Here is an 18,888-nt window from a genome sequence, read left to right as displayed (position 1 = left end):
GCTTCGACAGCTTTACGAATCTGCTCTGGGCTTTCGCTGCTTTCAACTCTCACCTTACCGGCTGACCGATCCACGGAAACCGTAGCTTCGTTGTCCAGTGACTGAATCGCTTTGGTGATTTTGCTGACGCAACTGCCGCAACCAATGCCTGATACATCTAAGACGAACATGGTTATTCCTCTCGTGCTGAGCGGTCTCTTTTCACCGCACCGACAGCATCAACGTTGACACAATGGCAAGGTCAACAGTTATCTGTTTTGGGTTGTGAGCGTCATTGACGCTCAGTCAATTCGGGTATTCCTCAGTCTCAACGCATTGAAAACTACAGATGCAGAACTGACGCTCATGGCTATGGCAGCGATCATTGGCGACAGGAGGTGTCCCGTCAGTGGATAGAGCAAGCCTGCGGCAAGGGGAATACCCATCGAGTTGTAAAGAAAGGCGAAACCCAAGTTTTGCCGCATGTTTTTTACTGTTGCGACCGAAAGAGCCCGTGCTCGTAGAATCCCCATCAGGTCGCCTTTTACCAGCGTGAGTTGCGCGCTATTCATCGCAACGTCAGTCCCTGTCCCCATGGCAATGCCCACATCTGCTCGCGCCAGGGCCGGAGCATCGTTGATACCGTCACCAGCCATGGCGACCTTCCGGCCGTATTGCTGGAGGTCTGCGACCAGACGCTCCTTGTCCTGAGGTTTCACTTCACCGTGGACTTCTTCAATCCCCATCTCCCTGGCGACAGCCCGAGCGGTGGTGAGCCCGTCGCCAGTAGCCATGATGATTTTGATGTCATCAGCCTTGAGCTTGGTGACTGCTTCTTTGGAGGTCGGCTTAATTGGATCTGATACTGCCAACAACCCTGCCAATACCCCGTCGACTGCGAGGTAGATGATGCTGATGCCGTCAAGTCGCAACAATTCTGCACGCTCTTGTAGGGGCTTGGTCCTCACGCCTGCGGCTTCCATCAACGCGGTGTTCCCTAGTTGGATCTTCTTGCCATCAACAATGCCACTGACCCCGATACCTGAACCAGACTCAAAGGATTCTGGCTTAGTGAGCTTAATGTTCTCGGTTCGGGCGTGATCGACGATTGCATGAGCCAAGGGATGTTCGCTGCCCTGATCAAGGCTGGCAGCCAGCTGAAGAACATCGTGGGGATTGAAACTGGGTGTGGCCTCCACACTGTGAAACACTGGCCGTCCCTCTGTCAGGGTGCCTGTCTTATCGACAATCAGCGTGTCGATCTTGCAAAGGTTTTCGATGGCACTGGCATCCCTGAACAGCACACCCATGCTGGCTGCTTTACCTGTCGAAACCATGATCGACATGGGTGTGGCAAGACCCAACGCACAGGGGCAAGCGATGATCAGCACGGCGACAGCGTTGATCAGACCAAACACCCAACTGGGCTCAGGGCCAAAAAGCCCCCAACCGACAAATGTCAGTATCGCAATCGCGATAACACCCATCACAAAGTAGCCGGCAATCGAGTCGGCCATTCGTTGCATTGGTGCTTTGGAGCGCTGAGCCCGAGCGACCATCTGTACGATCTGTGAAAGCATGGTCTCGGCGCCGACCTTCTGCGCCTCCATTACCAAGCTGCCATGTGTATTCAGCGTGGCGCCGATCAGGCTATCTCCAGCTCTCTTCATTACCGGCACTGGCTCGCCAGTGAGCATGGACTCATCCACCGCACTTTCACCCTCCAGCACTGAGCCATCAACGGGCACCTTTTCACCTGGCCTGACCCGCAGATGGTCTCCAAGGTGAACATGGGTGAGAGGAATGTCTTCTTCCCGTCCATCGGCATTGATCCGGCGTGCGGTCTTGGGCGATAGACCGAGAAGGGACTTAATGGCGGCGGAGGTTTGCGATCGGGCTTTGAGCTCAAGAATCTGCCCAAGCAAGGTGAGCGAGATGATGACCGCGGCGGCTTCGAAGTAGACGCCGATACGTCCATCTTGCATGAAGGTGGCGGGAAAGCTTTGGGGTAAGAGCGTTGCCATGACGCTGTAAAGGTAGGCTGCGGCGGTACCCAAACCAATCAGAGTCCACATGTTTGGACTGCGATTTCTAATAGAGGCTATGCCCCTTACAAAAAAGGGCCAACCTGCCCATAAGGTCACCGGTGTCGCCAGAGCGAGCTCGATCCAGTTTTGGATCGAGCCATGGAGGAGTTGTAATGAATGTCCCGTCATGGCGAGCACGGTCACTATCACGGTTAATGGCAGAGACCACCAAAAGCGGCGGGCGAAATCCCGGAGTTCAGGATTTTCTTCTTCATCGAGCGCGGGCATGACCGGCTCTAATGTCATGCCACATTTAGGGCAGTTGCCGGGCCCGGGCTGGCGTATTTCCGGGTGCATCGGACAGGTAAATTCAGTGCCCGCTTGTACCACTGGCTCTGGAGCGGTGACGTAGGGTTTTGCGCTCGGATGAGTACCGTTGTAGCGCTCAGGATCTGCTCGAAACTCCTCTTGGCATTTCAGGCTACAAAATTGAAAAGTCTGTCCGTTATAAAGCTCGCCATACTTGCTTGGGGGCGTAACCGACATTCCGCACACCGGGTCGCGTAGATCACCGTCATGAGGCGTGGCAGCATGGGCGTGACTGTGGTCGTGGTGGCTCGGTATGGTAGACATCGCTATTTCCCTTTTTCGTCCTTGTGGATTGCTGCCTGATCGCCATGGCTATGTCCGCCATGCCCATGTCCAAAAAAATGCATCATTGGACAGACCAACAGAATCAGATAAGGCCAAAACGGATAAACGTGGCTGAAATGCTCCCGCAAAACGTAGAAGGCACCAATCGCAATGAGCATGATCAGTACGACGCCTGTTTTCCGCCTCCAAAATGGTGCGGTGGTGTTTCCATCCGGATGCTGATGGTTATTCATGATCTAGACCCCACTGTGTGAGTGTTGCTGTGATCTCTGCGACAGAGCGTAGCTAACTCGTGCGTCGAAGCGGCGTTAGCCGCCAGCTCCGGCTTATTTCAGGTCAAACGGACCAACCATCCCTGACTGATAATGCCCCGGCACGTTGCAGGCAAACTGAAGGCCTGTGCTGTTGTTGAAGGTCCAGATTAGCTCTTGGGTTGCGCCAGGCTCAATCAGGACGCTGTTCGGGTCGTTGTGCTCCATTCCGACCATCTTCATTCCACCCATGCTGTGGCCCATACCGCTCATCGTTTTCCCGGTACCGGTGGGGTTAAGCGTCCCGTTCTGGAACATGCTTGCCATTTCTTTTTGGTGTGCTGCATGAGCAGCGGCTTTGCCGATGTTGAACTCGTGCAGCAGCGAACCCTCATTGCGAAGGACAAATCGAATAGTTTCACCAGGCTTTACGTCGATGCTTTCAGGTTTGAAGAAAATATCGCCCATCTCGACCGCCACCGTACGGGTAACCTCAGAGGCGACTCCAGGCTGGCCGATGTCCTCTTTCCCATGCCCTGCGCTGGCCATAGCCGTAGCCGTAGCCGTAGCCGTAGCCGTAGCACCGAAGAGTAGAGTGATTGCTGCGATGACAGGGGAAACGAGCTTAGCTTTCATGGTGACCTCGAGAGTAAGATGGGAGTACTGGCTATGCTAAAGACACGGAGCTGCCAGTTAACTGACCTGAACACTACATTTCTGTCAGTTATTCAAAATAAACACGGCGTCCAAAGACGCCGTAGTCAACGGTACCGTTCAAAAAGCCCTTTGGAAGCCGGTTTTCACTGATGATTCTCTGAAAGCATCAATTTGTGCTCGCGCTGCATTTGGCTCAAAACGTCATCGACGATTTTGTCGTGCTTTTCCATCCAGGCCAGGTGCTGCTGGGGTGACATTGAGGCGTCTGGATGTTCTTTATGGAGTTGGCTCATGATGTCGCCGAGCATCTTCATATGCTCGGTCATGTGGACATGACGCTGTCCTTCAGGGGCTTTTTCAGCTTGAGTCAGTACGGCTTCAGCCTTGTCGCGCAGGCCTTCCATACGCTCTATCACCCGGTCTCCGCCACTTTCAGCCCATACAGAAGCTGAGACGAGTATCGAGCTCACAAAAAACAGCATTTTCAGGCGATTCATGGGCAACTCCTTATGGAATTGTTTTCCGGCTCCCAAACGTTTCATGCTGAAGAGTCGGTCGAGCACCAGGAAGTACTCATGCTTGAACCCTAGACAGCGCTCGCTGACATTTACCTGAAGCCAATATTACTTTTCTGTCAGTTGCTGGTTGGCTGGTGTGTTTCGTTGCAGACTGCGCTTCATCATTATCCGAGAGCCACCCTCATGAGACTTCTGGTTGCTGAAGACGAACCCAAAATAGGTATCTATTTGGAGCAAGGACTCACGGAGGCGGGGTTCAATGTGGATCGATTTACTAATGGCAAAGTGGCGCTTCAGCACGCTTTGAGCGAGGCCTATGACCTGCTGATTCTAGACGTCATGATGCCTGGGCTGGATGGCTGGGAAGTACTTCAGAAGGTTCGTGCATCCGGAAAAGATGTTCCCGTGCTCTTCCTCACGGCGCGAGACCGCGTTGAAGATCGAGTGAAAGGACTTGAACTCGGGGCAGATGATTACCTGATCAAACCCTTCGCATTTTCTGAATTGCTGGCCCGTGTCAGAACGTTGCTGCGTCGGGGTAACGGCGCTCCCTCGCAAACCTACATGAAATTGGCTGATCTGGAGGTGGACCTGCTCAAGCGTCGAGCCATTCGTGGAGGTAAGCGCATAGACCTTACGGCCAAAGAGTTTGCGCTGCTTGAGCTGTTGCTACGTCGTCGAGGGGAGGTGCTGCCAAAATCACTTATCGCCTCCCAGGTTTGGGACATGAACTTCGACAGCGATACCAATGTTATTGAGGTCGCGGTAAGGAGACTGAGAGCAAAAATCGATGATGATTTTGAGGTCAAGCTGATTCACACCTCGCGGGGTATGGGTTACATGCTCGACGCGCCTGATTCGGAGTCGGAATGAAGCGAATGTCCCTGACAGCTCGCATGAGCCTTATGTTCATGCTCGCGGTAACGGCCGTTCTCACCGTTGCCGGACTCAGTTTCAATAACCTCAGCCGGCATCATTTCAAGATGCTGGATCAGCAGGCGCTGAACGAAAAACTCCATTCGACTCAAAGAATTCTGACGGGGTTGAACAGCATTGATCAATTCAGTGATGTTAAGCCTGAGCTAGAGGCGCTGCTTGGCGCTCACCGTGATTTGACTGCTCTAATAATCGATGGTGGCGGCAAACTACTATTTGCTGATCCCGGTCCCGTCGATGTTCCAGAGGAATTCCGCACCATCCCAAACAACAACGTCTGGGAGTGGCGAGATCAAGAGCAGATGTTCCGTGGAGTGACGGCACAAGCCATAGTGACGGGACAAGACAAGCCATTGACCGTCATGTTGATTTTTGACGTTACTCAGCATATGTCCTTTTTCGAGACGCTTGAGCGATGGTTTTGGATAGGGCTGGTGATCAGCGCACTGGTCAGTGCAGCGTTGGGCTGGATGGTCGCGAGCAGTGGCCTGCGGCCTATTCGCCAAGTCACCCAGGTCGCGGCCTCAATGTCAGCTAAATCACTCAAAGAACGTATTCCATTAGCACCAGTTCCCAAAGAGCTTCAGCAAATGGTGCTGTCATTCAACGCAATGTTATCTAGGTTGGACGATGCATTTGTTCGTTTATCGAATTTCTCTGCGGACATTGCTCACGAGTTACGGACCCCCGTCAGCAACTTGATGACCCACACGGAAGTGGTGCTTTCTAGAAAAAGAAATATCGAGGACTACGAAGACAATCTGTACTCAAATCTTGATGATTTGAAGCGTATGGGGCGAATGATCGATGACATGCTTTTTCTAGCGAAGTCTGACAATGGTCTGATCACGCACGAGAACAAACCGATAGACCTGGTGGAAGTCGTAGAGAAATTGCTCGAATACTACCGCCTGTTGGCTGATGAGCGAGGCATTGAGCTCACGGTTTCAGGAAGGGGCAGTGTTCGAGGCGATGTTCTTATGCTCCACAGAGCCATTTCTAATCTGCTCTCAAATGCGCTGCGCTACACCTATGAAGGGAAGTCCATCAGTGTCGATATTCAGCAGAAGGAGATGTCGGTATTGGTCGTCGTGGAGAACCACGGAGAACCCATTGCCCCCGAACACCTTGAAAAGCTTTTCGATCGTTTTTATCGCGTGGATCCAGCGCGGCGAGAAGGCAGTCCAAGCAACGCAGGGCTAGGTCTGTCGATTACCCGATCAATTATCGAAGCGCATGATGGCAAGATCTGGTGTACGTCACGTGACGGGAAAACGGCCTTTCATCTAGAGTTTCCTAGTGTTGACTTGGAGGTCAGCTGAACGACGGCGCATTTGTGATCAACGGCGATCTCTCAGCCTACGCCCAGCGTCCACTTTCGTTATTTTTGAATGAGTGAAAACCCTGGTATCGCGGGCACGCGGTCTCGTCTTTAAGTCTCGCTACGCCCGCCAGTTTGAGGCCCAACACCGCGTCAAGCTGACTGAAATGTAATCGAACAGTTTGCGTTCGTGTGGCATCGTGTTCTTGCACTGTGACGTTGGGGCCTAGTGAGTTTCTCGTGTTCAACCTGCGCTAGAACACGGAGGCTACTAGCTAATCATCAGTGGTTTTAACAAGAATCGAAAAGTAAAAACTAGATATTCCCAAACAAACCTCGAATCAACAGCTCTTGCTGTGAGGAGTCTTGCATGTCATTCCTTAAAACTACGACCGTAGCTGTTGCACTTACCGCTGGTTTGCTTCTGAGTGCAGTTGCTCAGGCACATCCAAAGCTCCTTTCTTCCACCCCGGCAGAAGGCTCGGATGCTGCGGCCCCTTCGAAAATTGAACTGCACTTTTCTGAGAATCTCACCACTCAGTTTTCCGGTGCAAAACTGATCATGACCGATATGCCAGGCATGCCGAACTCCCCAATGGGTGTTAAGGCCGCCGTCGCTGGTGGCGGTGATCCGAAAACGATGGTGATTACACCGGCAGCACCTTTGACCACCGGTACCTACAAAGTCGAATGGCGTGCTGTCTCCTCGGACACTCACCCGATCACCGGCAACTTCTCATTTAAAGTGAAATGATTTATGAGCGACTCAATAAATATTGTGGTTCGCTTTGCTCTTTATTTCGACCTGATGTTGTTATTCGGATTGGCAATTTTCGGCTTGTACAGCCTCAGGGGAAAGGAAAGAGTATCGGGCACGGTCTTGAATTTTGAGTCGCTTCTTTACGGTACTTCTGTTGCAGGTGTAGCTCTATCCCTTGTCGCCATGTTGTTACTTGCGAAAGCAATGAGCGGTGTGTCGGAGCTTATGGAGCTACATCACCATATTTTTGAAATGGTCCTCATGGGGACCGACGTCGGGTTGACCTGGATGGTCCGAATAGCTGCCTTGGTGATGGCAATTATTGGCGTCGCGTTGAATAAGCGATTTCCGACACCCAGTCTCTGGATCGTCACCGTATGCGGAGCGATTGCGTTGGCGACGTTGGCTTGGACAGGACACGGCGCCATGGATGAAGGCAGCCGACGCTACTGGCATTTCATTACCGATATATTCCATCTTTTAGCCGCAGGTGGCTGGTTGGGTGCTTTATTAGCATTCGCTCTACTGTTGCGGTTGAAATCGCTAAAGGGCGAACAAGAAGCTCGAATTCTTGCACGGGTGCTGACTGGTTTTGAATCGGCCGGCGCTGTAATCGTAGTGATCATAAGCATCACAGGCGTAGTGAATTACCTGTTTGTCATCGGTCCAAATCTCGATGAAGTGATGCTCAGTACGTACGGTGTACTGCTGTTTTTGAAGGTCCTGCTCTTTGCCGGGATGATCGTGTTAGCCACGCTGAACCGCTTTCACCTAAGTCCGGTATTGGAGCGGTCAGTTCGAAATGGAGAGTACTCTGCCGCGGTCAATGCCTTGCGCCGCAGCATGACACTCGAGTTTTTAATGGCAGTCGTCATAATTTGTCTTGTCGCATGGTTAGGCACTTTAAGTCCGGAAATGGAAATGAGCGCGGAATAGATGTACCTGACTTCGGAGAGGTGACGAGCTTCTTGGAAACCTGCATCTCACCTGACCCGAACGCCAAACTCGACTAATCACAGCGGAGGGCTGATCAGCGTATTTTTGACAACTTTTTGTGATTAACGTCTCAAACAGCAAAATGCCGGAATTTGATCGCAAGGTATTGGAGGTTCTAAGAGAGCCACTGGAATCCGGTCACATCGTGATCTCCCGCGCCAAGGACCGCGTGCGCTTCCCGGCGCGCTTCCAACTGGTGGCCGCGATGAACCCCTGCCCCTGTGGATATCTTGGCGAGCCCAGCGGCAAATGCAGTTGCACACCAGACATGGTCCAGCGCTACCGCAACAAACTGTCAGGCCCGCTACTGGATCGCATCGACCTGCACCTGACCGTCGCTCGGGAAGCCACGGCGTTGAATCCTTTGCCCAAACCCGGCGATGACACGGCCACCGCCGCCGCATTGGTCGCCGACGCAAGAGAACGCCAACACAAGCGCCAAGGTTGCGCCAATGCCTTCCTCGACTTGCCGGGCCTGCGCAAGTACTGCAAGTTATCCACAGCCGATGAAAACTGGCTGGAATCCGCTTGCGAACGACTGACGTTGTCGCTGCGTGCAGCGCATCGACTGCTCAAAGTAGCCCGTACCTTGGCGGACCTTGAGCAAGTCGATGGCATTACCCGCGAGCATCTGGCCGAAGCGCTGCAATACCGGCCCACATCGAGCTAAGCGGAATCACTCCTTGGTCAGATCCACCAACGGCGCCTGCCGCACTTCGGTTTCACGACCACCCTGAATATCACTCACGCGCTTCAACGCCTTATCCACAGCCCCTTTATCCGCCAACAGGCTGTAGTGAATCTGGAACTGCTTCTGTTCTTTCACCCCAATTGTCGGCACCAGGCCGAGTGGCCGTTGATACCGGCGGTTGTAGGAAAAACTCGTCCCAGGCTCCAGCCCGGTGACGTAGCCCTGCCCTTGGGTATCGGTGTTTTTCCACAGGGAGAACACCGGTAATTGCTGGGTATTGAAACCGACGGATACGCCGAGGCTGCCCGCCTTGTTATGCAGCACGGTCAGGGTGTCGCCCTTGGCATCGCCATAGGGCACGACGTTGTAAACAGTTTCGTCGTAATCCTTGGTCGGCGCGCGATAGGTCTGCCAGTCCGGCAAATCGCCCTTGGCCTTGTCGTTAAACGGAGAAACCTGTTTCACCGGCGCGGCAAACCGGGCGCCCTGTTCCAGGAACGGGGTGCTGAAGTTGCTGTGGTACAGCGCCTGGTATTCCTTCGGGTAGTCGCCGTTGTTGGTCAATGTGTCGTTGAGGGCGAACGCGACGCTACCGGGCTCGGTGACCAGTTCGGTCTGCACCGAGAAGTCGACTTTCTTGAACGCCTGCTCCTTCAGCTCGCCGCGCAGGCTGATGGCGTACGGCGGCTTTTCATCGATGTGCAGGGTGACTTTGCTGGCCGGGATATTGGCGGCGCGGCCGTGCAGGGTCAGCAGTTCGCCGTTGTCCATGCCGGGATGGCCAACCCATTCGTAACCGCAGCGGGCCACGAGTTCGTTGAAGCCTTCGAGCCACCCCAGGCCGCCGCGACCGTTGAGTTCGATGAAGGACGGATTGACCACATCCTTGACCGGCGAATCCCAGCCCATGCGCACATTGCCTACAGACGCCTGTAGGACGTTCATCCCACGGGTTGGCACCACCGAGAGTTTCAGCTTGCCGTTATCGATGTCGACGATGCTGGCGCCCTCCTGCCGACCGCCGTGCAAGGTGCGCAGGGTCACGGAGAAGGGTTGGTCGGTTTTCACGCCCAGTTGTTGGCTGGTGATCTGCCAGTTCTGGGCGGCTTTGTCGGTGTCGAGCAAGACGTAATCCCAAGCCATGGCGTGGGAGGCAGCGGACAGTGTGCTAAGGGCAACGATAAGTTTGAGCGGGGACATGGGAGAAGCCTTTCTTGGAGTTGTGGCATTTTTATAGTCTTGCGGAAACGTTTCATCAAGCTTAAAAACAACAACCGCAACGGCAACGGCCCAAAAAAAGACCAAACGACGTTAATGGGGGATCAGGAGAAAACGGGGAAATAGTGGTGATGCCATCGCGGGCAAGCCTTGCTCCTACAGGGGCAAGGCTGTCCTTCAATCTCAACGAAACCGGTCAACCTCTTGGCGCAAGCCTGCCGCCAGCGATTCCAGCTCTTTGGCGGTAATCGCCAGGTTGGAAACAACCTCCCGCTGCTCACTGTTGGCCAAAGCAATGCTTTGCAGGTTGCTGCTGAGCAAGGTCGCGGTGCTGCTCTGCTCCTGGGTCGCCGTGGTGATCGCCGCAAACTGCTGACCCGCCGAACGGCTCTGCTCATCAATCCGCGCCAGGGCCGACGCAACATTGGCGTTGCGCGACAGGCCTTCCTGCATCAGTACGTTGCCCTGCTCCATGGTGCTGATGGCGTTGCCGGTTTCCTGCTGGATGCTCTGGATCATGGCGGAGATTTCGTCGGTCGCTTCACGGGTGCGCGACGCCAGGTTGCGCACCTCATCCGCCACCACCGCAAAACCCCGACCCTGCTCGCCGGCACGGGCGGCTTCGATGGCGGCGTTGAGGGCCAGCAGGTTGGTCTGATCGGCGATCGAGGTGATCACCCCGACGATGCCGCCGATTTCCTGGGAACGTTGGCCGAGGGTGTTGATCACCGTGGCGGTGCTGTTCAGGGCTCCGGCGATTTGTTCCAGCGAGGAGGACGCTTCCTCCATGGATGTACGACCGATCTGAGTTTGCTGTGCGTTTTCCTGCGCCATGCGCTGGGTGTTGCCCATGTTGTCGGCGATGTTCAGGGAGGTGGCGCTGAATTCTTCCACAGCGCCGGCCATGCTGGTGATTTCGCCGGACTGCTGCTCCATCTCCTCATACGCACCGCCGGACAAACCGGACAAGGCCTGGGCACGACTGTTGACCTCTTCCGAGGCCTTGCGGATGTGCTCGACCATGGTCGACAGGGCCTGGCTCATCTGGTTGAAGGCGCGGGCCAATTGACCGATTTCATCGTTGCTCGACACGTCCAGGCGCACGCTCAAATCACCCGCGCCCAGGGCTTCGGCCTGACGCACCAGATCACCCAGTGGCGCCAGTTTGCTGCGCAGCAACCAGACCGCCGAACCCACCGCGATCAACATCGCCAGCAAACTGCCGATGGCCAGTTGAATGCCGACGCTCCAGGTCACGGCGCTGATTTCGTCTTGCGGCATGCTCGCCACGACCGACCACGGGCCGCCCTCGAACGGCACGGCGACGCTGTAGAAGTCTTCGGATTTGTCACTCCAGAACTCGCCTTTGCCAGGCTTCTTCGCCAGCGCAACGATGGCCGGCACCGCTTGGTCCAGCGCTTGAACACCGGCAATCGGCACCAGCCATTTGTTCTGTTCATCGAGCAGCGCCAGGGAACCCGTCTGCCCGATGCGGAAACGCTGAGGTTGTCGAACTGCGCATTCTGGGCGTCGGTGTAATCAAATCCTACGAACAGCACGGCAATCACCTTACCGCTGCTGTCACGCACGGGGGTGTACTGGGTCATGTAGGAGCGTTCGAACAACAAGGCGCGACCGACATAGCTTTGCCCCGCGATCAAACGTGCGTAGGCCGGGTGAGCGTGGTCCAGCAACGTGCCGATGGCCCGGCTGCCGTCCTGTTTGCTCAAGGAAGTGCTGACCCGAACGAAGTCTTCGCCGCTGCGCACGAACAACGTCGCCACACCGGCGGTCATTTGCTTGAACTCGTCGACTTCCTTGAAGTTGTTGTTCAGCACTTCGCCGCCCAGGTGCAGGCCCGGGGTCTGCACACCCGCGACCGTCACCGGTTCGTCGGGGTGCACGCTCAAACCGCTGCTGAAGCGCTTTTCGAACAGACCGCTCAGACGCTGGGTGTTCTCGCGCAACGTGCCGTGGAATGTACTCAACTGATCGGCCAACAACCGGGCCTCGCTGGCCAGGTGCTCTTCACGGGTGGCGAGGTTGGCGGTGTCCAGCGAGCGCAAGGCGAACACAGTGCTGCCACTGATAACAATCGCCAGTATCACGGCAAGCGCAAGACCAAGCTGTGAGGCGATCCGGGCACGGGGTTGAGACATGACAGCTCCTGGCCGGGCGGTCCCGATCCTCCTTGATCAGGCGCGACGCTCAGCAAAATTTCGAATAAGGGGATAACGCGAAACCGGCACGAAGGTTCCACAAGCAGATTTTCGGCGGCAAAACTGAATACTTGAGTAATTAACCCGGTTATAGCTCAAGCCTGCTCTATCGATTCAGCTCAGGCGCTCGACGTCCGGCAATTCCATGGCCCGGACTTCCCCTTGCAGGAAATCGCTGAGCCGCCGTAAGCGTTCGCCCCCGGGACGGGTTTTCGGCCAGACCAGGTAATAATGCTCACCGCTGGCGACGGCAGTCGGCCACGGCAAACTCAGCCGCCCCTGAGCCACGTCCTCGGCCACCATCAGCAGATCCCCCATCGACACGCCGTAACCTCGGGCGGCGGCAATCATGCCCAGCTCCAGCGTGTCGAACACCTGCCCGCCCTTGAGCGACACCTGATCGGTCAGCCCCATGCGCTCCAGCCAACTGCGCCAGTCGCGACGGTCCGGCGTGGGGTGCAGCAGCTCGGCGCTGGCCAGGCGCGCCACGTCCCACGGCTGATCCTTCAGAAGATTCGGCGCGCCCACCGGAATCAGCTCTTCCGGGAATAGGAAAGTCGCCTCCCAGTCCGGCGGAAAATTCCCGTTGCTGAGGATGACCGCGCAGTCGAACGGTTCATGGTTGAAGTCCACGGAATCGATGTCCATCCAGGCGCTGGTCAGTTGCACCTCATTACCTGGCTGCAAGTGCCGGAAGCGGCTAAGTCGCGCCAGCAACCAGCGCATGGTCAGGGTCGACGGGGCTTTCATGCGCAGGATGTCGTCCTCGGCGCGCAAGGTGTTGCAGGCGCGCTCCAGCGCGGTGAAGCCTTCGCGGATGCCCGGCAGGATCAGCCGCGCCGACTCGGTCAGTTGCAGGTGGCGCCCGCTGCGGTGAAACAGCCGACAGGCAAAGTGCTCTTCGAGCGTACGAATATGCCGACTGACCGCACTTTGGGTGATCGACAGCTCTTCGGCGGCCCGGGTGAACGAGCTATGCCGCGCCGCCGCTTCGAATGCGCGCAGGGCATACAACGGAGGAAGACGACGTGACATCGGGAAAGCTCCAGTAGCGGGATCGGGCAAACTTATCAGAAACCGCCCAGGATGAGTTTTAATCATGCCACCCATCCTTTTTATCCCTTTGTGCAAACCCCGCAGAGCGCCGAGAATCACGCCTTTGCAGCGTATTTCATAAGGGAGCGTGATGACCATGCGGCATCCAGCACGTATCGAACTCTGGGCCATCCTGCGGCTGGCGGGGCCGTTGATTGCCTCGCAGTTGGCGCACATGCTGATGGTCCTCACTGACACCTTGATGATGGCGCGCCTGAGCCCCGAGGCGCTGGCCGGTGGCGGGCTGGGCGCGGCGACTTACTCGTTCGTGTCGATTTTCTGCATCGGCGTGATTGCGGCGGTCGGCACCCTGGTGGCGATCCGTCAGGGCGCGGGGGATATCGTCGGCGCTGCACGGTTGACCCAGGCCGGGCTGTGGCTGGCGTGGATCATGGCGCTGGTGGCCGGGCTGTTGCTGTGGAACCTCAAACCGGTGCTGTTGCTGTTCGGCCAAACCGAAACCAACGTGCACTCCGCCGGGTTGTTCCTGACGTTCCTGCCGTTTGCCCTGCCCGGCTACCTGAGCTTCATGGCCCTGCGCGGCTTCACCAGCGCCATCGGCCGGGCGACGCCGGTGATGGTCATCAGCCTCGGCGGCACGGTGGCCAACTTCGCGCTCAACTATGCCTTCATCACCGGGATGTTCGGCTTGCCGAAAATGGGCCTGGTGGGGATTGGCTTAGTGACGGCGATTGTCGCCAACCTGATGGCCGTGGCCCTGGCGCTGCATATTCGGCGGCATCCGGCTTATAACGCGTATCCACTGCGCCAGGGCCTGTCGCGGCCAAACCGCCAGTACCTGAAAGAACTCTGGCGCCTGGGCCTGCCGATTGGCGGCACCTACGCGGTGGAAGTCGGCTTGTTCGCATTCGCGGCGCTGTGCATGGGCACCATGGGCAGCACGCAACTGGCGGCGCATCAGATTGCCCTGCAGATTGTTTCGGTGGCGTTCATGGTGCCGGCGGGGTTGTCGTATGCGATCACCATGCGCATCGGCCAGCACTACGGCGCCGGGCAATTGCTCGATGCACGGTTGGCCGGTCGGGTCGGGATCGCGTTTGGCGGCGCGTCGATGCTGGCGTTTGCCATGGTCTTCTGGCTGCTGCCCAATCAGTTGATCGGCTTGTTCCTCGACCACAACGACCCGGCCTTTCGCCCGGTCATCGACCTGGCTGTGAGCCTGTTGGCGGTGGCGGCGTGGTTTGAGCTGTTCGACGGCACGCAAACCATCGCCATGGGCTGCATTCGCGGGCTCAAGGATGCCAAGACGACGTTCCTGGTCGGGCTCGGCTGCTATTGGCTGATCGGTGCGCCGGCCGCGTGGGTGATGGCGTTCAATCTGAACTGGGGGCCGACGGGCGTGTGGTGGGGTCTGGCGCTGGGGCTGGCGTGTGCGGCGGTGAGTCTGACGCTGGCGTTTGAGTGGAAGATGAAGCGGATGATTCGGCGCGAGCCGTCGGTACAGGCCAGTTTCAGGGTGATTCAGCCGGATTAAGATCAAAAGATCGCAGCCTTCGGCAGCTCCTACGGGTGTACACATTCCCATGTAGGAGCTGCCGAAGGCTGCGATCTTTTAAATGGCCTCCACCACTGCCTGCTGGCTGCTGCCGAAGGTCAGGTATTCAACCAGTTCCGCCAACGGCAACGGCTTGCTGATCAGATACCCCTGCACCTGATCGCAACCAAACCCGCGCAACAAATCCAGTTGCTCCGGGGTTTCCACGCCTTCGGCCACCACTTCCAGATTCAGGTTGTGCGCCAGGTTGATCATCGCGTGCACCAGTTTGCGGTTCTCTTCGCGCTCTTCCATGCCGCCGACGAAGCTCTTGTCGACCTTGAGCAAGGTGATCGGCAGGCTGTTGAGGTGCACGAACGATGAAAACCCGGTGCCGAAATCGTCGAGGGAGAAGCGCACGCCGAGTCGGCCGAGAGCGTCCATGGTCTGCTTGACCAGATCGCTGCGGCGCATCACGGCGGTTTCCGTCAGTTCGAATTCCAGCCATTGCGCTTCGACGCCGCGCTCGGCGATCAAGCGGCTCAGCGTCGAGAGCAACTGGCTGTCCTGAAACTGCCGGAACGACAGGTTGATCGCCATGTGCAGCGCCGGCAAACCCCGCTCGCGCAAGGCCTGCATGTCGCGCAGGGCCCGGGAGATCACCCAGTAACCCAGCGGCACAATCAAACCGCTCTGCTCGGCCAACGGCACGAACTCGCTCGGCGGCAACAAGCCGCGCTCGGCGTGACGCCAGCGCACCAGCGCTTCGAGGCCGACGATCTGGCCGTCCTCAAGGTTCAAGCGCGGCTGGTAATGCAGCTCCAGCTCATCGCGACGCAAGGCCCGACGCAGTTCGCTTTCGAGGTCGGCGATGCTGCGGGCATTGCGGTTGATGCGTTCGTTGAAGATGTGAAAGGTGCAGCCCTGGGTGCTTTTGGCCTGCTGCATGGCGATGTGCGCGTGCCACATCAGCGGGTCGGCGCCGGCCTGGGCCCGGGCGTGGGCAATGCCGAGGCTGGAGCCGATCAACAGGCTTTCGCCGTCGACCCAGTAAGGCTCGGACAAGGCTTCGGTAATGCGTTCGGCCATCCATTCGGCGCGTTGCGGCGCGCGGCGGGTGTCGATCAGCAAGGCGAATTCATCGCTGCCCAGGCGCGCCAGTTGATCGCCGGCCTCGAGCTGACTTTTGAGCCGCGCGACCACTTGCAGGATCAAGCGGTCGCCCGCCTGATGGCCGAGAGCATCGTTGGCGTAACGGAAGTTGTCGAGGTCGAGGTGGCCGAGGGCCAAACCACGGCCGTCGTTTTCCGCCAGACGCGCCGCCAGCAGGGTCTGGAAACCCTGACGGTTGGCGATGCCGGTCAGCGGATCTTGCTCGGCCAGGCGTTGCAGGGTGTTTTCCAGCACACCGCGCTCGCGCACATGGCGCAGGCAGCGGCGCAACATGCCAGGGTCGAGCACATCGCGCACCAACCAGTCGCTCACACCGTCGGGCGGGGTCACTGGCTCGTGTTCGAGCAGCAACACCGTCGGCAGGTTGCAACGGCCGGGCGCCGGCTGAAGGGCCGGGATCGTCAACAACACCGCGCTGCGGTTGTCTTCGAACAAACTGCTGACCGACTCCCAGCTCGGCGCGCTGATCAGCACTGCCGAGCTCCCCATTGGAGCCAGACACTCGCGCAACAACGCTGCCCACGCTGGCTCTTCGGCCAGTAGCAGCAAACGCAAGGGTTCGACAGGCGTAGACAAGCTAGCTCCCTAGACTCTGCTAATGATGTAGGCGGCGGGCATTATGCCGCGCCGATAACCAATGACCAACCGGCCTCGGTGACCAAACGCGGTTTTGTATCTCGAATACGAACATTAGACGCAAAACCCCCGCGCATCCTGCGTGAAAGTAACAAAACCGGCAAATAGAGATCGCGTGCTGCGTCACAAGTCGGAGAGAGCAGCACAATTCGCTGAGCCTGTTAAAATGCCGGCCCATTTCACAAATGACTCCCTGATTCCGTATGTCCCGACTCAATCCCCGGCAGCAAGAAGCCGTGAACTACGTCGGCGGCCCTCTATTGGTGCTCGCCGGTGCAGGCTCCGGCAAGACCAGCGTGATCACGCGCAAGATCGCGCACCTGATCCAGAACTGCGGCATCCGTGCCCAGTACATCGTCGCCATGACCTTTACCAACAAGGCTGCGCGGGAGATGAAGGAGCGGGTCGGCACCTTGCTCAAGGGCGGCGAAGGCCGTGGCCTGACGGTGTGCACCTTCCACAACCTGGGGCTGAACATCATCCGCAAGGAACACGTGCGGCTGGGCTACAAACCGGGCTTCTCGATCTTTGACGAGACCGACGTCAAAGCCTTGATGACCGACATCATGCAAAAGGAATACGCGGGCGACGACGGCGTCGACGAGATCAAGAACATGATCGGCTCGTGGAAAAACGACCTGATCCTGCCGCCCGAAGCCCTGGAAAACGCGCGCAATCCCAAGGAACAGACCGCCGCCATCGTCTACACCCACTATCAGCGCACGCTCAAGGCGTTCAACGCGGTGGACTTCGACGACCTGATCCTGCTGCCGGTAAAACTCTTCCAGGAACACGCCGACATCCTCGAAAAGTGGCAGAACAAAGTCCGCTACCTGTTGGTGGATGAATACCAGGACACCAACGCCAGCCAGTATTTGCTGGTGAAGCTGCTGATCGGCACGCGTAACCAGTTCACCGTGGTCGGCGACGATGACCAGTCGATCTACGCCTGGCGCGGCGCCCGTCCGGAAAACCTGATGTTGCTCAAGGACGATTACCCGTCCCTGAAAGTCGTGATGCTGGAGCAAAACTACCGCTCCACCAGCCGCATCCTGCGCTGCGCCAACGTGCTGATCGCGAACAACCCCCACGAGTTTGAAAAACAACTGTGGAGCGAGATGGGCCACGGCGATGAGATCCGCGTGATCCGCTGCCGCAACGAAGACGCCGAAGCCGAACGCGTGGCCGTCGAGCTGCTGACCCTGCACCTGCGCACGGACCGGCCGTACAGCGATTTCGCGATCCTGTATCGCGGGAACTACCAGGCCAAGCTGATCGAGCTGAAGCTGCAACACCACCAGATTCCGTATCGACTGTCCGGCGGCAATAGCTTCTTCGGCCGCCAGGAAGTGAAAGACCTGATGGCCTACTTCCGCCTGATCGTGAACCCGGACGACGACAACGCCTTCCTTCGCGTGATCAACGTGCCGCGCCGGGAAATCGGTTCGACGACCCTGGAAAAACTCGGCAACTACGCCACCGAACGCAAGATTTCCATGTACGCCGCCACCGACGAAATCGGCCTGGGCGAGCATCTGGACACGCGCTTCACCGATCGCCTGTCGCGCTTCAAGCGTTTCATGGACAAGGTCCGCGAGCAGTGCGCCGGGGAAGACCCGATTTCGGCCCTGCGCAGCATGGTCATGGACATCGACTACGAGAACTGGCTGCGCACCAACAGCTCCAGCGACAAAGCCGCCGATTACCGCATGGGGAACGTCTGGTTCCTGATCGAGGCGTTGAAAAACACCCTGGAGAAGGACGAAGAAGGCGAGATGACCGTCGAAGACGCCATCGGCAAACTGGTGTTGCGCGACATGCTGGAACGTCAGCAGGAAGAGGAAGACGGCGCCGAAGGCGTGCAGATGATGACCTTGCACGCCTCCAAGGGCCTGGAATTTCCCTACGTGTTCATCATGGGCATGGAAGAGGAAATCCTCCCGCACCGCTCCAGCATCGAAGCCGACACCATCGAAGAAGAACGCCGTTTGGCCTACGTCGGGATTACCCGGGCGCGTCAGACGCTGGCGTTCACCTTCGCCGCCAAGCGTAAGCAGTACGGCGAAATCATCGATTGCGCGCCGAGTCGCTTCCTCGATGAGCTGCCGCCGGACGACCTGGCCTGGGAAGGCACCGACGACACCCCCGTTGAAGTCAAAGCCGTTCGCGGCAATACCGCATTGGCGGATATACGCGCGATGTTAAAGCGCTAGAATCGACTACTTTTTAACCAGCCCTGGACGCACAGGCGTCAGTAGAGGA

At 57.4% G+C, this 18,888-nt stretch carries 16 protein-coding genes and 1 pseudogene; 7 read left to right on the top strand and 10 right to left on the bottom strand.

Annotation, left to right across the window (positions count from 1 at the left end):
- The 5 genes from V5E99_RS26650 to V5E99_RS26630 all read right to left on the bottom strand — a co-directional run.
- The coding region (locus V5E99_RS26650; RefSeq protein ID WP_499805293.1) for a heavy-metal-associated domain-containing protein at positions 1-170 on the bottom strand (170 nt) is incomplete at its 3' end.
- Between the two features lie 111 nt (positions 171-281).
- The gene (locus V5E99_RS26645; RefSeq protein ID WP_499805290.1) at positions 282-2,639 is read right to left on the bottom strand and encodes a heavy metal translocating P-type ATPase; all 2,358 of its coding nucleotides are present in this window, start codon (positions 2,637-2,639) and stop codon (positions 282-284) included.
- Between the two features lie 2 nt (positions 2,640-2,641).
- Entirely contained in the window at positions 2,642-2,893 is a 252-nt protein-coding gene (locus tag V5E99_RS26640) for a DUF2933 domain-containing protein (protein WP_499805289.1), read from the bottom strand.
- Positions 2,894-2,986: 93 nt separating this feature from the next.
- The gene (locus V5E99_RS26635; protein WP_499805288.1) at positions 2,987-3,547 is read right to left on the bottom strand and encodes a cupredoxin domain-containing protein; all 561 of its coding nucleotides are present in this window, start codon (positions 3,545-3,547) and stop codon (positions 2,987-2,989) included.
- 164 nt (positions 3,548-3,711) lie between these two features.
- Positions 3,712-4,065 (bottom strand): co-regulatory protein PtrA N-terminal domain-containing protein, encoded by a 354-nt coding sequence (locus V5E99_RS26630; protein ID WP_499805286.1) that lies wholly within the window; start codon positions 4,063-4,065, stop codon positions 3,712-3,714.
- Positions 4,066-4,269: 204 nt separating this feature from the next.
- Between V5E99_RS26630 and V5E99_RS26625 the strand changes: the two genes are divergently transcribed.
- From V5E99_RS26625 to V5E99_RS26605, 5 genes are all read left to right on the top strand, one after another.
- Complete coding sequence (locus V5E99_RS26625; protein ID WP_020795035.1) at positions 4,270-4,959, top strand: heavy metal response regulator transcription factor; 690 nt, start codon at positions 4,270-4,272, stop codon at positions 4,957-4,959.
- Positions 4,956-6,344 carry a copper resistance membrane spanning protein CopS gene (gene copS, locus V5E99_RS26620; protein ID WP_499805285.1) on the top strand — a complete coding sequence of 463 codons (1,389 nt, stop codon included), beginning with the start codon at positions 4,956-4,958 and terminating at the stop codon, positions 6,342-6,344. The genes V5E99_RS26625 and copS overlap by 4 nt, the downstream gene beginning before the upstream one ends.
- A 369-nt stretch (positions 6,345-6,713) precedes the next feature.
- Positions 6,714-7,097, top strand: a complete 384-nt coding sequence (gene copC, locus V5E99_RS26615; RefSeq protein WP_017737057.1) for a copper homeostasis periplasmic binding protein CopC — start codon at positions 6,714-6,716, stop codon at positions 7,095-7,097.
- Between the two features lie 3 nt (positions 7,098-7,100).
- Positions 7,101-8,039 (top strand): copper homeostasis membrane protein CopD, encoded by a 939-nt coding sequence (gene copD, locus V5E99_RS26610; protein ID WP_499805283.1) that lies wholly within the window; start codon positions 7,101-7,103, stop codon positions 8,037-8,039.
- A 118-nt stretch (positions 8,040-8,157) separates the two neighbouring features.
- A complete protein-coding gene (locus V5E99_RS26605) occupies positions 8,158-8,769 on the top strand; it encodes an ATP-binding protein (RefSeq protein ID WP_499805282.1) in 612 nt (203 codons plus the stop codon).
- 6 nt (positions 8,770-8,775) lie between these two features.
- Here V5E99_RS26605 and V5E99_RS26600 read toward each other — a convergent pair whose 3' ends face one another.
- The 4 genes and pseudogenes from V5E99_RS26600 to V5E99_RS26585 form a co-directional block, all read right to left on the bottom strand.
- Positions 8,776-9,990, bottom strand: coding sequence for an aldose 1-epimerase family protein (locus tag V5E99_RS26600; protein WP_499805280.1), 1,215 nt, complete (start codon positions 9,988-9,990; stop codon positions 8,776-8,778).
- A gap of 201 nt (positions 9,991-10,191) precedes the next feature.
- Positions 10,192-10,914, bottom strand: a complete 723-nt coding sequence (locus V5E99_RS26595; RefSeq protein WP_499805292.1) for a methyl-accepting chemotaxis protein — start codon at positions 10,912-10,914, stop codon at positions 10,192-10,194.
- Positions 10,915-11,046: 132 nt separating this feature from the next.
- Positions 11,047-12,167: pseudogene (locus V5E99_RS26590) on the bottom strand (Cache 3/Cache 2 fusion domain-containing protein); the annotation flags it as partial.
- A 174-nt stretch (positions 12,168-12,341) separates the two neighbouring features.
- Positions 12,342-13,262 carry a LysR substrate-binding domain-containing protein gene (locus V5E99_RS26585; RefSeq protein ID WP_499805279.1) on the bottom strand — a complete coding sequence of 307 codons (921 nt, stop codon included), beginning with the start codon at positions 13,260-13,262 and terminating at the stop codon, positions 12,342-12,344.
- Between the two features lie 157 nt (positions 13,263-13,419).
- Here V5E99_RS26585 and V5E99_RS26580 point away from each other — a divergent pair, with 157 nt between their 5' ends.
- A complete protein-coding gene (locus V5E99_RS26580) occupies positions 13,420-14,817 on the top strand; it encodes a NorM family multidrug efflux MATE transporter (protein WP_499805278.1) in 1,398 nt (465 codons plus the stop codon).
- A gap of 78 nt (positions 14,818-14,895) precedes the next feature.
- Here the strand turns inward: V5E99_RS26580 and V5E99_RS26575 are convergent, their stop codons facing one another.
- On the bottom strand, positions 14,896-16,566 hold the full coding sequence (locus tag V5E99_RS26575; RefSeq protein ID WP_499805277.1) for a putative bifunctional diguanylate cyclase/phosphodiesterase: 1,671 nt from the start codon (positions 16,564-16,566) through the stop codon (positions 14,896-14,898).
- A gap of 263 nt (positions 16,567-16,829) precedes the next feature.
- On the opposite strand from V5E99_RS26575, the gene rep reads away from it, so the two are divergent.
- Complete coding sequence (gene rep, locus V5E99_RS26570) at positions 16,830-18,839, top strand: DNA helicase Rep (protein WP_499805276.1); 2,010 nt, start codon at positions 16,830-16,832, stop codon at positions 18,837-18,839.
- Positions 18,840-18,888: the final 49 nt, after the last annotated feature.

The organism is Janthinobacterium sp. LPB2021202312-11-4 (assembly GCF_037049705.1).
Classification (GTDB): domain Bacteria; phylum Pseudomonadota; class Gammaproteobacteria; order Pseudomonadales; family Pseudomonadaceae; genus Aquipseudomonas.
Note: the sequence above shows the minus strand (reverse complement) of the source record. Positions and strands in the feature narration are given on the sequence as shown.